The following is a 14762-nucleotide window of genomic DNA, read 5'->3' as shown; positions in this document are numbered from 1 at the left end:
AGATTTTATGCAAGTGCTTCTTTTTCTTTTTGCTTACGTTCGTGGTGAGCTCGTTCGCCAAGGAAGGCATAAGTCAGACACACGATAGATGTAATACAAGAACCAACTAGAATGATAAAACCACCATCCCAACCGAAGTGATCAACGGTATAGCCCAAAATTGCATTTGCAGCGACCGCGCCACCTAAGTAACCAAATAGTCCGGTTAAGCCAGCCGCCGTACCCGCTGCTTTTTTCGGTGCAAGCTCAAGTGCGTACAGGCCAATCAGCATCACTGGACCGTAAATTAGGAATCCGATCGCAACCAAAGCCGCCATATCCACTGCTGGATTACCAGCTGGGTTAAACCAATACACAAGCACCGCAAGCGTAACGAGTACCATAAATAGAATGCCCGCTGGGGCACGGCGCCCCTTGAATAGTTTGTCAGAGATCCAACCACACAAGAGCGTGCCAGGAATGCCCGCCCACTCGTATAAGAAATAAGCCCATGAAGATTTATCCACGGTAAATTCTTTGGCTTCTTTTAAGTATACCGGAGCCCAATCGAGCACACCGTAGCGGATCAGGTAAACGAAAGCGTTGGCAATAGCGATCGACCAAAGCAATTTATTATTGAAAACGTATTTAAAGAAGATTTCTTTAGCCGTCATCTCTTGCTCATGGGACTTATCGTAGTCATCTGGGTAATCGTGTTTGTATTCTTCAATCGGTGGTAAACCACAGGATTGTGGAGTATCACGCATGGTTAACCAGATAAAAATGGCAACGAGAGTGGCAAAAAATGCGGGAACATAAAATGCGGTACGCCAGTCATCGTTAAAAGCCCATAAGCCAAGTAGGAACATAGGACCAATTAAGCCGCCACCGACGTTGTGTGCAACATTCCAGACGGAGACGATCTCACCCCTTTCTTTACGGGACCACCAGTGCACCATAGTTCGTCCACAAGCGGGCCATCCCATTCCTTGAAACCAGCCATTGAGGAATAACAGAATGAACATGGCAGTAATGCTTCCGGTTGCCCACGGCATAAAACCAAAGCAGAACATAACCAGTGCTGACATCAGAAGGCCAGCGCTCAAGAAATATCTCGGGTTTGAACGGTCGGAAACGCTGCCCATTAAGAACTTAGACAGTCCGTACGCAATAGAAACGGCAGCCAGTGCTACCCCTAGATCTCCTCGGCTAAAGCCTTGTTCAATTAAGTAGGGCATCGCCAAACTAAAATTCTTACGAACCAGATAGTAGCCAGCGTAACCAATGAAGATGCCAGCAAATAATTGCCAACGTAATCGGCGGTAAGTGCTGTCAATCACGCTTTCGGAGAGTCGATCAATATGAGCCTTTGGTTTAAATATACCTAGCATAAGAGCCTCTTATGGAGTTATGTATGTATTTTTGTTTCGAATGAACGTTCGAAATCTTTCGTTATGCGAGCGGTATTGTATTAAAACGAAAATGTTTTTCTGTGATAAATGTTACAGAAACATTAAGGCCTTATGCTAAGGCTAAGATTTTGATAAGAAATGACTCATTTTTGAGCCTGTTTTTGTTTGTTGTTAATGGTTGTTAATTTTCGATTAAGAAGAATAACGAGCGTACGTAATGTTATTAAATTAAATGAAGAGGTTAATGCAGAGAAATAAGGTCTAAAAAGTCTTTTAAGAGAGAGTTAATACACATTAAGAGCTATTTATGTAATCTTTTAATACTTCAAAACAATATTTATAAAATACAGCGACTTAATACGGTGATTTTGGAACCGACGTCAAATTGTTGGGCTTATAATGGAAAATATAAAACGTTACCACATTTTTTCTACAGTTGTAGAAACGGGGAGTATGACAGCAGCGGCAAAACATTTAGGGATGACACCTTCTGCTGTGAGTCAAAATATTAGTTACTTAGAAAACTCTTTAGGAATGACATTGTTATATCGTTCTACGAGAGGAAATTCGCTGACTGAGGCGGGACAAATATTATGGAAAGGTTATGATGAAATGCGCCTTCACTATAATGATTTGGAACGAAAACTGACAGAGAATAAAGTTGTTGTACAAGGCGATGTGCGGATTTCTTGTCCTGAAGGCATTGGGCAAGAATTATTAGCCCATGCTCTGAAAGAGTTATTTGCTAATAACCCAAAATTGACCGTCAATGTGATCTCCGAATATCAACTTACGGATATTTACACGAACAATATCGATATTGCTATTCGCGTAGGAAAGATCAGTGATAACAACTTAGTTTACCGGCCGTTAGGTAAGCTTCGTATGGCCTTGTGCGCTTCTCCAGATTACCTTGAAGAACATGGCGAGCCTAAAAATGCGGAAGATCTCAAAAATCATCATTTGCTACGTCATGCCGATGATCTAGCTGAGCTCCAGTTTCTTGACAAAACTGGTAAGTCATATCGAATCAAACCAAAGATGAAAATGGTCAGCAATAATGTCTTAGTTATTCGATCGTTTGCTACCAATGGTTATGGCCTTGCATTGCTGCCAATAGACTTAATTCGTGAGCATATGGCAGAAGGTGTATTAAACCCTGTTATGGCGGACTATGAGTGGCCAGTTTTAGATATCCAGGCATTAACTGTCGGTCGAATTCTGCCAAAACGAGTGGTTGAGGTCGTTAATGCATTAAAGAGCTATTTTGAAAACGTGAACTCAGTTCAGACAAAGTAATTGCATATCCAGACTGCATTTAAAACAAGTCATTAACAATCAAAAAAAATACTTCTCATTTTTGAGAAGTTTACCTTTTTTATTTTTGTGACAAATACGAGTTTGTCATAGTTAAATTTGTGGTAAATATTTGTTTTCAATCACCTAATTTGGACGCCATTATTTAGAAATAAGATGATATATAAAAATAATTTCATATTTAATGCCAAATCTAGCTTTGTTGTTCAATTGATTAGTCATTGCAACTCAAGTTGAAATTTGTATTATCAAAAAAACATTATAAAAAGTAAGGTAAACATTGTTTACCAAATAATAACAATAAATTTAAAAATTATATAAAGTGCTGTCTTATTAGGAAAAATAAAATGGAAAACATGAAGCGCTATTGCATTTTCTCTGTTGTGGCCGAAACAGGGAGCATGACGGCAGCCTCGAAACGTTTAGGCATGTCTCCATCAGCAATAAGTCAAAATATTGCTCATTTAGAAAAAAAACTAGGTGTAACTTTGTTATATCGTTCAACACGGGGTTTTTCGTTAAGTGAAGCTGGTAGAATTTTGCTTCAAGGCTATGAAAACATGCGTGAGCACTTTAGCGAGTTAGAAGACCGGCTAAGTGAATGTAAATCGTGTGTGAAAGGGGAAGTGAGAATTGCATGTTCAAGTGGGATCGGCCAAGAAACGGTTGCTCGAATACTTGCTGAATTAAACGAAGATTACCCTGAATTAAACTACACCATTTTTGTTGGCGACGAGTTCCATGATTTGGTGGGTGAAAATATCGATATCGCCGTGCGCATCGGGGACTTAAAAGACAGTGGGCTTGTGTTTAGACCACTTGGTCAAATCAAGGTTGTGTTATGTGCATCCCCTCACTATCTTGCGACAAAAGGAACACCAGAGTCGCTGTCTGATCTGAACCAACATGACTGGATCTTAAACTCGGAATGCGATATTGGCACTCGTGTCAATCAAATGCCAGAAGTTGCAGCCGCAAAAGTCGTACTCACGCCTAAGATCGTATCGAGTAGTGCCATGGTGTCACGGACCTTCGCAATTGAAGGACATGGGTTGGCTTTCCTTCCAGAAGAATTCATTGCTCCCAATGTTCATCGTGGTGAATTAGTAACGTTACTGGACGATATTCAGTGGCCGTTACTAAAAATTCAAGCATTAACAGTCAGCCGAGTTTTACCAAAAAAAGTGGAAGTTATTTTGGATGCATTAAAGATCCATTATCTGCAACATGCGAATAAGTAAGATATTTATATTCCACCGATTTTATTTCGTTCAACATCTTATTATTAAATTAATTAATATAACTTGCTGATTATTAAATTTCTTATTTTGAAGTTAAATAGAATATTTGTTTGTTTTTGAACAAATATTCTATCTATTTGGTTAATTTGGCGAAAATATCTTCAGATAAATGATGTAATTGGTAGCGTTAAAATTTTGAAGTCGCTCGAAACTTGTGAGTGAGATTGCAAGCTCGCGGTGTTGGCGCTGGAAACCAGCTAAAAGAACGTTTGATATATCAGTAAGGTCAATATATTTCCTTGATAACCTGAATTTGCTCAAAACATCTCGCGATGCAGTAGAAGATGCGAGTTCAAATATCAAAAGGAAATGAAATGAAAAATCTTACAACCTTATCCCTCATCAGTGCTGGCCTTGTGGCCTCACTGACTTCAATAAACGTTCAGGCTCATGGCTGGGTCGAGTTTCCAAGTGCACGTCAGAACACCTGTTATCTTGATGGCGGTTTTTGGACAAATGAAATCCCAAACCAAGCGTGTCAGGCTGCTTATGACATCTCAGGTGCCTATCCTTTTGTTCAGCGCAGTGAAGTCGCGGCAAATGTACCAAACTACCGAGATATGGCACATGTAAAAGCCATTGTTCCAAATGGTGAACTCTGTTCAGCAGGAGATTCTGCGAAAGCAGGGTTGAATGTGACGTCTCCCCATTGGCAACGAACGAATATAACCCTAGATGCGAACAATCAAATTGACCTCGTTTTTTATGGAAAAGCACCTCATAACCCGTCCTATTGGGAGTTTTACTTAACCAAACCAACTTACGATCCAACCTTGCCGCTTACATGGGATGATCTGGAGCTGATTGATACCGCAGGTGATATCGCAGTCGATGCAGAGAAACGCTACCGCATGAAAGTAACGTTCCCTGCAGGTCGAAGTGGAGATGCGATTCTTTATACGCGCTGGCAACGTATTGATGTTGCAGGAGAAGGATTCTACAACTGTAGTGATATCACCTTTAAAGGCGATGGCACAACACCAACGGATCCTACAGACCCAACAGAACCAGGTAACAATTTAACGGTACTAGGGTACTACGTGCCACAAGGCTTCGGACCTGTTGAAACAGGTGATACGGTGCGATTCCGTACTTTTGATGCCACAGGGGCTGAAACAACAGACATCTCACTGCCGATCACGGCTAACAACACGTCAACATGGTCTGCTGAGCTTGCGGGACAATTTAACGATACCAAGAAAGGAGAATGGTATATCGGCATTTGGCATCAGGAAATGAACCACTACATGTACGATACCAACAATGTTCACGCGAATCAGGTTCATGCCCCGAATGACACCTTCAGCTACGCATTATCATTGATTAAAGGTGATACGACTGTGCCAACAGAACCTACCAATGCATGGCGTACTGATGCAACATATTCTGCTGGTGATGTGGTTTCACACAATGGTCGAGAGTGGACAGCGCAATGGTGGACTCAAGGTGAAGAACCGGGTACGACTGGTGAGTGGGGCGTTTGGCGTTAATTTTATCGCCAGTTAAAGGTATGCTGGTGGGTGTTTGAAAAACGTCATACAGCAGTTGCCACATGTCATTTCGATTAAGTAAATAAAGCCCCTTGCGGGGCTTTATTTTTATGTAGTGTTAAGTTAAGCCTGAGGTAGTGCGACACCACTTTCTTGGTGAAGACGACGACACGCTTTTCCGTCACTGTGGAACAGATGACAACGATGGGCTGGAATGCCAACAGACAATTTGTCGCCAGCTTCAACGGGCAGCGTATCCGGTTGGCGATAAATCATATCTGCATCTGCGGCGTCAATGTGCATGTAAACTTGTGTTTCGTTACCCAGTTTCTCAACGATATTCACTTCACCTTCGATGGTTGCATCCCCTTCGTTTTCAGGCAGTAAATGTTCTGGACGAACACCAAGAGACATACGTTCTCCGCGCGTAACTGTCGTACCATCGACGGGAATCCAGAATGTTGTACCATTGGCAAGTTGGACCATGACGCGCTCTTTTTCCACCGCTTCAATGAATACGCTCATGAAGTTCATTTTTGGTGAGCCGATAAAGCCCGCAACAAAACGATTTTGTGGGTAGTGATATAACTCGAGCGGTTGGCCTACTTGAGAAACATAGCCGCCATCGAGTACCACGATCTTGTCAGCCATAGTCATTGCTTCAACTTGATCGTGGGTCACGTAAATCATAGTGCAGCCTAATTTACGTTGTAATTTGGTGATTTCAGAGCGCATTTGCACGCGAAGAGCCGCATCTAGGTTAGAAAGAGGTTCGTCTAATAGAAATACTTTAGGTTGGGAAACCAGTGTACGGCCGATAGCTACACGCTGTCTTTGTCCACCAGACAATGCTTTGGGCTGGCGTTCTAGCAAATGACTTAGCTGGAGAATCTCTGCGGCGTGTTCGACGCGTTGATCAATTTCCTCTTTGTTTGCTTTTGCGAGTTTTAGGCCAAATGACATGTTGTCGTACAGATTGAGGTGTGGGTACAAAGCGTACGATTGAAATACCATGCCCACACCACGTTTTGACGGTTCGACTTCATTCATCTTCTCTTCACCAATGAAGAGTTCGCCAGAGGTGATGTCTTCAAGACCAGCAATACAGCGCAACAATGTTGATTTACCGCAGCCTGATGGTCCAACGAAAACGACAAATTCGCCTTCCTTGATCTCTAAATCGACGTTTTTAGAAATTAATACGTCGCCGTAGGCTTTACATACATTTTTTAACGTGACACTCGCCATTTAGCTCGTCCTCGATCTTAATTTTTATTTTTGTCCTGCTCATCATTATATGAATTACCTCCTGAGCAGTAACAGTAGGAATTCGGTTATCCAGTCTTAATGAGACCTAGGTAAGAAAATAGGGTGACCGCATTAAGGCGTTACGTCACCCGTCTGAGCCTAAATTGAGAATACTTCCCCCACTGATAAACATCTCCCCCGTATTGTCATAACCACGAATGTTTATCAGCACAGTACCTCACTTGGCGTGAAACCAGTGTTATCGATTTTGATTCACTGGAAAGGGTTCTTACCATCCACTTAAGGATGAGTTCATTGTGTGTTTTTCCTTGTGGTTAAACATCCTCCCGTGGGTGTTTTTTACGGGGGGAGTAGTCGAGGAGGAGGGCGTAGGGAGTAAAAAAAGGGTGAACAGATCGAGTTCAAATAAATTTGCAGGCCAATAGTGAAGTGACTCACATTGAAGGTCGTATTTGTGAACTCAGTCATCAATGTGCACCGATGATGATCACGAAAATAAGCCATAATACAGAGGGCGTAGGGAGTAGGAGGATTCGCGTTGCCGTGTTTTCTTTGAAGATATATGTCGAGATATGGCGAAACCTTCTGGTGAAGCCCTACAACACAAATATAAAAAGGATATGAACATGAAAAACGCCCTAAGCACGGTAGCACTTGGAACGCTTGTTGCTCTAGGCTCATTCGGTGCGCACGCTGCGATTGAAGAAGGCCAGCTAACCATCTGGATTAATGGTGACAAAGGCTACAATGGACTGGCTGAAGTAGGTAAACAATTTGAAGAAGACACCGGGATTAAAGTGACGGTCGCTCACCCTGATGCGCTTCAAGACAAATTCCCTCAAACAGCGGCGACTGGTGATGGTCCGGATATTGTGTTCTGGGCTCATGACCGTTTTGGTGGTTACGCTGAAGCGGGCCTTTTGGCTGAAGTTAAACCGTCCAAAGAAGTGAAAGAAGGCATTGTCGACTTCGCTTGGGATGCCGTGAAGTACAATGGTAAGCTCATCGGTTACCCTGTTGCGGTTGAATCACTTTCGCTTATCTACAACAAAGATCTTGTTCCAACCCCACCAAAAACTTGGGAAGAGGTTGCTGCGATTGATGCCAAACTGAAAAAAGAAGGCAAATCAGCGATCATGTGGAACCTAAAAGAACCGTACTTCACATGGCCATTGATGGCAGCAGATGGTGGTTACGCGTTTAAATACGGCGCAGATGGCTACAACGTAAAAGATGCGGGTATTGCAAAAGATGGTGTTAAAGATGCAATGTCTTTTGTGAAAGGTCTTGTGGAGAAAGGGGTGATTTCTTCAGACATGGATTACTCGGTGTCAGAGTCTGCGTTTAACCAAGGTAAAACAGCGATGACGATTAATGGGCCTTGGTCTTGGGGCAACATCGAGAAATCGGGCATCAACTATGGTGTAACGACGCTACCTAAATTTAACGGCCACTCTTCTAAGCCATTTGTTGGTGTACTCACGGCAGGTATCAGCACGGCGTCACCAAATAAAGACCTTGCTGTTGAGTTTATTGAGAACTATCTGCTGACGAATGACGGTCTGCGTAAAGTAAACAATGACAAACCACTTGGTGCGGTTGCATTGAGCTCATTCCAGAAAGAGCTGGATTCAGATGCACGTATTGCGGCGACAATGGACAATGCAATGAATGGTGAAATCATGCCAAACATTCCTCAGATGAACGCTTTCTGGGGCAGTGCGAAGAACGCAATCATTAATATTGTTGAAGGTCGCCAAACTGTTGATGCCGCTCTGGCAGACGCAGAAAAACAAATGACGAAATAATCTTGTCGTAACTTTTTAGGAGGGACATTTCCCTCCTACATTTCTTCATTTTATCGCTAGCAGGTTCTTATATGCAGTCAGTTCAAGGTACCGATGCCATGGCATCACCAAAAGCGATCTTGCCTTCAAACAAAAAGGCTTATATTAAATGGTCACTGTTAGGTGCCATTGGTTTTCTCAATGGTTATGCATCAATTCTGATGTATTCCCGTGGCGAAGTCGCATTTGCATTGCTAACCATCATTCTTACAAGTCTTGCCCTTTTTATTTTTGGCAGTAAAAGGACATACGCTCATCGTTACATTTATCCGGGCATCGCCGGGATGATCTTATTTATCCTTTTTCCCTTGGCATACACCATTGGATTATCTGTTACCAATTTTAGTGCTAAGAACCAATTATCTCTCGAACGTGCTCAATCGGTTCTGTTAGACAGAACTTACCAAAGTGGCGAAAGCTATCCTTTTACTCTGTATAAATCAGAACAAGGCTACCAGCTTTCGATTACGAAAGAAGGCCAGTTGTTAGCGACTGATACTTTTGATCTTGCAACCTTGGTTGCTGGTGATATGGACCTTAAACCAGTTGAACAGGTTGAAGGCAGTAAAGAGAAAATAAAAACCATCATTCAAAACCGAGCACAACTTGGGTCGGTTGATCTTCATTTGCCTTCTGGTGAAGACATTCGCATGAGCAGTTTGCGAAAATTTGCGGCTGTTGTGGCTCAATATACGTTACAAGAAGATGGTGAAACACTCATTAACAATGAAACCGGAGAGACGCTGCGGCCAAATATGGAGGTTGGTTTTTATCAGCCTGTTGATGATGCTGGCCAGTTTATCGGTGCTACGGTTTCTCCTGGTTTCATTGTCGGGGTTGGCTCTCATAACTTTGAGCGCGTATGGAAAGACGAAGGTATTAAAGAGCCGTTTGTTAGTATCTTTATCTGGACGATCGTGTTCTCAGTGGTCACTGTTGGGTTAACAGGCATCATCGGTATGGTGTTAGCCAGCGTCGTACAATGGGAAGCATTAAAAGGGCGAGCGATTTACCGTGTGTTGCTTATTCTACCTTACGCCGTCCCTGCGTTTATTTCGATCTTGATTTTTAAAGGCTTGTTTAACCAAAGCTTTGGTGAAATCAATATGGTATTGGAAGCGATATTTGGCTTTAGCCCAGCCTGGTTCTCTGATCCGTTAATGGCGAAAACCATGGTGATTATCGTCAATACTTGGCTTGGCTTCCCTTACATGATGATCCTTTGTATGGGGCTTCTAAAAGCGATTCCAGAAGATCTTTATGAAGCGTCAGCAATTGATGGGGCAAATTTCATCCAGAATTTCGTTCGTATCACCTTACCGCTGATGATCAAGCCGTTAACCCCGCTTCTGATCGCAAGCTTTGCGTTTAACTTCAATAATTTTGTATTGATTGCACTTCTTACTCAAGGTGGTCCAAATATGATTGGAACATCGGAGCCTGCGGGTTATACCGATTTGCTTGTGAGCTATACCTACCGTATTGCGTTTGAAGGTGCGGGTGGTCAAGACTTTGGTCTAGCCAGTGCGATTGCGACCTTGATCTTCTTACTTGTCGGTGCGCTTGCTTTGTTCAACCTACGTTTCACTAAACTGGATCAGGAATAAGGAGAATTCGTTATGGCTATGGTTCAAGGAAAGTCTTTGAAATATCGGGTTTGGGCAACACATATCGCGATGTGGCTCTTTTTAGCAATGATTCTTTTCCCACTGCTTATGGTTGTTGCTATTTCATTTCGTGAAGGGAACTTTGCAACAGGGAGCATCATTCCTGACAACCCTTCACTGGAGCACTGGAAGTTGGCACTTGGCATTTCTGTTACCAATGCAGATGGCAGCGTGACGCCACCACCTTTCCCAGTACTGACGTGGTTATGGAATTCAGTGAAAGTGGCGGGTATTACGTCGATCCTTATCGTCGCGTTATCGACAACCTCCGCTTATGCTTTTGCGCGTATGCGATTTAAAGGGAAGAACACCATCTTAAAAGCGATGATGATCTTTCAAATGTTCCCGGCAGTACTTGCTTTAGTTGCCTTATACGCATTGTTTGACAAGTTAGGACAATACATTCCGTTTCTTGGGCTAAACACCCATGGGGGACTGATCTTCTCATATCTTGGTGGTATTGCTCTGCATGTTTGGACGATCAAAGGGTACTTTGAAACAATTGATAATTCGCTAGAAGAGGCTGCAGCATTAGATGGAGCGACACCTTGGCAAGCATTCAAACTGGTGTTATTACCGTTGTCTGTGCCTATTCTTGCTGTGGTGTTTATCTTGTCATTTATCGGGGTTGTGGGCGAAGTTCCTGTAGCATCCTTACTACTTTCTGATGTAAACTCATACACATTAGCGGTTGGTATGCAGCAGTATTTGTACCCACAAAATTACCTTTGGGGTGATTTTGCAGCGGCAGCAGTATTGTCGGCGTTACCAATAACCATCGTTTTCTTACTTGCACAACGCTGGCTTGTTGGAGGATTAACAGCTGGTGGCGTGAAAGGCTAATAAAAACGATAAGGGCGACCGCTGGTCGCCCATTTTGTATCTCTGTTTAACACTTTTGGTTTGGCCGCCGATCAGTTAAACAGAAGCAATTCTGGCGTTACGCATAGCTGGCTGTGAGCTTAATTCCTTACTATTGAAAACTAACAGTTTTTGTAACCATGACCCAAGCATCGCTTGGGTTTTTTTATACCTGTACTGCTGTCGCTATTATAAGAATTCAACTGGTCTCAAATAGCATACAGCTGACGGTATGCGACAGACTCTCCAAATGAATATGTAATGAGATGACTATTTTCACAATAATGTGTCTTGTGCGTAATTCCTACTTAAAGCTCTTTACTCGACGGAGCACAACCAAGGTAACGAAGCAGAACGTAAAGGCTTTCTTGTGATAGGGCGACTTTTCGAAATAGGTCAGCAAAAACATCGTCTCCGCCGAAGCAGGTTTGAATATAATGATTGATTTGTTGGGTGTTGTAGCCTTCGACATATAACGTACGAACCCATTGATATTCTACGGATTTTAAATTAACGATTGTCTCTTCACTGAGTTTGGTTGCCAGCTGAACCACGGTATAAGCCTTATTGTTTTTAAATATCGGCGAATTTAATCAGGTGAAGATGAAGGAAAAATGACAAGCACGACAATTTCGCTCTGCAACATAGTGTGTGAAGTAAAAAGCCACGTTGCCGTGGCTTCTACTGGTTATTTGAGGTATTTGACGTGTGCTTCCATCTCTTCGCCAATTTGTTTTCTCATGTTCATCAATCGTATCGCAGAGTCGCGTAACTCGATATCTTCCTGTGTTTTAGGCACCCACTCAGGAACAGAGCTTGGTTTCCCATCTTCATCGACGGCAACCATAATGACGATGCAATGCGTGGTCAGACGATTTTTGAGTTCTTTTGGATCACTGGCTTGTACGTCAATAGCAATATGCATTGAACTATTGCCCGTGTAGATCACTTTTGCACTTACTTCTACTAGGTTTCCAACTTGGATTGGCGCAACAAAGCGAATGCCACCTGCGTATGCGGTGATACAGTATTTTCCACTCCAAGCTGCGGCGCATGCATAAGCGGCTAAATCGATCCACTTCATCACGGCACCACCGTGCACTTTACCACCGAAGTTTACGTCTCCCGGCTCAGCCAGAAATCTCAATGTAATATCTCTTTGACCACGACTCATCACTGTATTCCTTATTGTTATTCTTTCCGACATCTCTCTTGGTAGCCATATTCGCTAAGCTTGATGTGACTCATTTTAAATAACAAACCTGTCAATTATGTGCAACATCTATTTGAGTTTAGCCAAAAAACATTACTCAAACTTGAGGCATTATTTTGTGCAGGAAGAATACAGATGTCTCAATATTGACATGGCGTATGTTTTGCGCCTGAAGCCTACAAGCATCTTTTTCCGCAGCACTTACACTAAATTCAGTAAATTAGCTTCTGAGCACCAACTCATAGAATGAACACAACAAGGGTTGAATGTGCTGAATACGAGAGAGAATCATAATGAAAAGAAAAGTTCATAAACTCACCAAGCTTACAGCGTTATCACTTGGGATGTCGTTGGCACTAACAGCATGTGGTCCTGCGGAACAAACCACTGCGGAAGTCTCTGCTGCATCTGAGCACCCACTTAATACCTTATTTATCGGTAGCAGTGTTATCACCATGAATAAAGAGCAACCAAGAGCTCAGGCAGTGGTTGCTGGTGTGGATGGAAAAATCCAACTTGTTGGTAGTACTGAAGAAGCCAAAGCGCAGTTCCCTCATGCGAAAGTTGTTGATTTAGGTGAACGCATCATCATGCCAGGCTTTATTGAGCAGCATTTGCATCCATTCTTAGGCGCGTTAACGTTGAGCATGCCAGTGATTGCGCCTGAAGAATGGCAACTTCCAACTCGTACATGGCCTGCAGTCTCCGGCCATGACGAATATATGAAAGCACTGGCAAATATTGAGAAAGAGCTAAAAGATCCAAATGAGATCTTGTGGACGTGGGGATACAACAACTTTTTCCACGGAGAGTTAAACCGAGCTGAGCTAGATAAAATTTCTAGCACTCGCCCAATTGGTGTGTGGCACCGTTCGGCGCATGAGTTTTATGTGAATAGCGCATTTATCAAGAAGTATGGGCTTAATCAAGCTGATATCAATAAACTTGGTGAAGAAGTAAAAAGCCAGTCAGATCTTGAGCATGGTCACTTTTGGGAAGGTGGGGCACTGATTTACTTGCTGCCTCGCATCTACAAAGACTTAGGAAGTCATGATCGTTTTGAGTTTGGCCTGAATCAAATGGTGGAAATGCTGCACCAAAAGGGTGTGACGGCTTATAACGAGCCGGGTGCATTTATTCCACCTGAGATGCTTGATACCTATAAACGGATTCTAGGTGCTGATGAGACACCAATGTATTCGTTCTTTACACCAGAGAGTAAAACACCATTCCTATTGAAAGGAAAAGAAGGGGTTGTCAAAGCAGTCGAAGAGACAACCAATATGTTCCCTAAAGATGGGAAGGTGCGATTCTTTGATAACCAAATCAAAATTTTGTTTGATGGCGCGATTATTTCTCAGCTAATGAAAATGAAAGATGGTTATCTTGATGGTCACCATGGTGAATGGATTCAAACGCCCGAAGACGTAGAGGCGATCACTAAGATTTTCTGGGAAAAAGGTTACCAGATTCTTGTCCACGTTAATGGTGATAAAGGTGTTGAAAAGCTCATTGAAATTATGAAGCGTCGCCAAGCTGAATTTCCACGTGAAGATCACCGCTTTACCATTGTTCACTTTGCTAACTCGACTGATGAACAAGTGAAAGAGCTTAAGAAACTTGGTGCTATCATCAGCGTGAACCCGTACTACGTGACAGGATTTGGTCAACGATTTGGTGAAGTAGGGCTGGGTGAAGAACGAGCACATGCAATGGTTCGTTTGGCAACGATTGAAAAAGAAGGCATTCCTGTTTCACTGCATTCTGACATGCCAATGGCACCATCCGATCCTCTGTTGCTGGCTTGGAGTGCGGTCACTCGTCAAACGAACGAAGGTGAGGTTCTGAGACCGGATTTAGCCCTATCTTTGGATGCAGCGCTTCGCGGGATTACGATAGAAGCGGCTTATTCATGGGGAATGGAAGACACTTTAGGCAGTATAGAAAAAGGTAAGGTTGCAAACTTTACGATTCTTGAGCAAGACCCATACAAGGTAGACGTTAAAACCCTCAAAGATATACCCGTTTATGGTACCGTTTTTGAGAGTAAACTTTTCCCAATTGATAAGTAATATGTCATACAAAAACACCCGGCTTAGCCGGGTGTTTTTGTATATTGAATCAGGGCTTGGTGACTTCTTCAAACTCACCCTCTATCGTCGTTCTGTGACCATGGTGATGAGCAGAGGCTTTTAGCTGCTTCTCTATTTTTTTGCCAGTAATAAGTGCGGCGATAGCTAATGGGATAGCGAGAATCAAGCTGGCAATAAGAGCGAAGAAGCCAGTGACCAGCGCGAATGTTGTCATAATAAATCTGTTCATATGTTCCACCTCTTATTAGTTAGTCTTAAACTTAGCAGGGTGAAGATGAACGAAGAATGAACAAGAGCATTCAGGTACAAAAAA

The 14762-nt window shown here is 42.8% G+C and carries 12 protein-coding genes; 7 read left to right on the top strand and 5 right to left on the bottom strand.

What is annotated here, in order from left to right; translation table 11 throughout:
* Nucleotides 1-5: 5 nt before the first annotated feature.
* Nucleotides 6-1370 (bottom strand): glycerol-3-phosphate transporter, encoded by a 1365-nt coding sequence (gene glpT, locus ACQEXU_RS09535; protein WP_367990142.1) that lies wholly within the window; start codon nucleotides 1368-1370, stop codon nucleotides 6-8.
* A gap of 420 nt (nucleotides 1371-1790) precedes the next feature.
* On the opposite strand from glpT, the gene ACQEXU_RS09530 reads away from it, so the two are divergent.
* From ACQEXU_RS09530 to ACQEXU_RS09520, 3 genes are all read left to right on the top strand, one after another.
* Nucleotides 1791-2690, top strand: a complete 900-nt coding sequence (locus ACQEXU_RS09530; RefSeq protein WP_427010622.1) for a LysR family transcriptional regulator — start codon at nucleotides 1791-1793, stop codon at nucleotides 2688-2690.
* Between the two features lie 365 nt (nucleotides 2691-3055).
* Nucleotides 3056-3949, top strand: coding sequence for a LysR substrate-binding domain-containing protein (locus ACQEXU_RS09525; protein ID WP_367990140.1), 894 nt, complete (start codon nucleotides 3056-3058; stop codon nucleotides 3947-3949).
* A 374-nt stretch (nucleotides 3950-4323) separates the two neighbouring features.
* Nucleotides 4324-5499 (top strand): lytic polysaccharide monooxygenase, encoded by a 1176-nt coding sequence (locus ACQEXU_RS09520; protein ID WP_427010621.1) that lies wholly within the window; start codon nucleotides 4324-4326, stop codon nucleotides 5497-5499.
* A gap of 123 nt (nucleotides 5500-5622) precedes the next feature.
* Here ACQEXU_RS09520 and malK read toward each other — a convergent pair whose 3' ends face one another.
* On the bottom strand, nucleotides 5623-6747 hold the full coding sequence (gene malK, locus ACQEXU_RS09515; protein ID WP_427010620.1) for a maltose/maltodextrin ABC transporter ATP-binding protein MalK: 1125 nt from the start codon (nucleotides 6745-6747) through the stop codon (nucleotides 5623-5625).
* A gap of 647 nt (nucleotides 6748-7394) precedes the next feature.
* Between malK and malE the strand changes: the two genes are divergently transcribed.
* The 3 genes from malE (at nucleotide 7395) to malG (ending at nucleotide 11125) form a co-directional block, all read left to right on the top strand.
* Nucleotides 7395-8576 (top strand): maltose/maltodextrin ABC transporter substrate-binding protein MalE, encoded by a 1182-nt coding sequence (gene malE, locus ACQEXU_RS09510; protein ID WP_427010619.1) that lies wholly within the window; start codon nucleotides 7395-7397, stop codon nucleotides 8574-8576.
* A 71-nt stretch (nucleotides 8577-8647) separates the two neighbouring features.
* The gene (malF, locus tag ACQEXU_RS09505; RefSeq protein WP_427010618.1) at nucleotides 8648-10222 is read left to right on the top strand and encodes a maltose ABC transporter permease MalF; all 1575 of its coding nucleotides are present in this window, start codon (nucleotides 8648-8650) and stop codon (nucleotides 10220-10222) included.
* Between the two features lie 12 nt (nucleotides 10223-10234).
* Nucleotides 10235-11125 (top strand): maltose ABC transporter permease MalG, encoded by an 891-nt coding sequence (malG, locus tag ACQEXU_RS09500; protein WP_367990135.1) that lies wholly within the window; start codon nucleotides 10235-10237, stop codon nucleotides 11123-11125.
* A 326-nt stretch (nucleotides 11126-11451) separates the two neighbouring features.
* Here the strand turns inward: malG and ACQEXU_RS09495 are convergent, their stop codons facing one another.
* Nucleotides 11452-11697 (bottom strand): hypothetical protein, encoded by a 246-nt coding sequence (locus ACQEXU_RS09495; RefSeq protein WP_367990134.1) that lies wholly within the window; start codon nucleotides 11695-11697, stop codon nucleotides 11452-11454.
* Nucleotides 11698-11831: 134 nt separating this feature from the next.
* The gene (locus ACQEXU_RS09490) at nucleotides 11832-12317 is read right to left on the bottom strand and encodes an acyl-CoA thioesterase (protein WP_367990133.1); all 486 of its coding nucleotides are present in this window, start codon (nucleotides 12315-12317) and stop codon (nucleotides 11832-11834) included.
* 383 nt (nucleotides 12318-12700) lie between these two features.
* On the opposite strand from ACQEXU_RS09490, the gene ACQEXU_RS09485 reads away from it, so the two are divergent.
* A complete protein-coding gene (locus tag ACQEXU_RS09485) occupies nucleotides 12701-14428 on the top strand; it encodes an amidohydrolase (RefSeq protein WP_427010862.1) in 1728 nt (575 codons plus the stop codon).
* 49 nt (nucleotides 14429-14477) lie between these two features.
* Here the strand turns inward: ACQEXU_RS09485 and ACQEXU_RS09480 are convergent, their stop codons facing one another.
* A complete protein-coding gene (locus ACQEXU_RS09480; protein ID WP_367990131.1) occupies nucleotides 14478-14678 on the bottom strand; it encodes a hypothetical protein in 201 nt (66 codons plus the stop codon).
* Nucleotides 14679-14762 lie beyond the last annotated feature (84 nt).

Origin of the sequence: Vibrio sp. TRT 21S02 (assembly GCF_050113675.1) — a bacterium.
Taxonomy (GTDB): Bacteria; Pseudomonadota; Gammaproteobacteria; order Enterobacterales; family Vibrionaceae; genus Vibrio.
This window is presented reverse-complemented; position numbering and strand designations above follow the sequence as displayed.

Coding starts and splice junctions, on each gene's coding strand:
- malG (WP_367990135.1), top strand. CDS start 10,235: ATGGCTATGGTTCAAGGAAAGTCTTTGAAATATCGGGTTTGGGCAACA.
- ACQEXU_RS09525 (WP_367990140.1), top strand. CDS start 3,056: ATGGAAAACATGAAGCGCTATTGCATTTTCTCTGTTGTGGCCGAAACA.
- ACQEXU_RS09520 (WP_427010621.1), top strand. CDS start 4,324: ATGAAAAATCTTACAACCTTATCCCTCATCAGTGCTGGCCTTGTGGCC.
- malF (WP_427010618.1), top strand. CDS start 8,648: ATGCAGTCAGTTCAAGGTACCGATGCCATGGCATCACCAAAAGCGATC.
- ACQEXU_RS09530 (WP_427010622.1), top strand. CDS start 1,791: ATGGAAAATATAAAACGTTACCACATTTTTTCTACAGTTGTAGAAACG.
- ACQEXU_RS09490 (WP_367990133.1), bottom strand. CDS start 12,317: ATGAGTCGTGGTCAAAGAGATATTACATTGAGATTTCTGGCTGAGCCG.
- ACQEXU_RS09480 (WP_367990131.1), bottom strand. CDS start 14,678: ATGAACAGATTTATTATGACAACATTCGCGCTGGTCACTGGCTTCTTC.
- malE (WP_427010619.1), top strand. CDS start 7,395: ATGAAAAACGCCCTAAGCACGGTAGCACTTGGAACGCTTGTTGCTCTA.
- malK (WP_427010620.1), bottom strand. CDS start 6,747: ATGGCGAGTGTCACGTTAAAAAATGTATGTAAAGCCTACGGCGACGTA.
- ACQEXU_RS09485 (WP_427010862.1), top strand. CDS start 12,701: ATGTCGTTGGCACTAACAGCATGTGGTCCTGCGGAACAAACCACTGCG.
- glpT (WP_367990142.1), bottom strand. CDS start 1,370: ATGCTAGGTATATTTAAACCAAAGGCTCATATTGATCGACTCTCCGAA.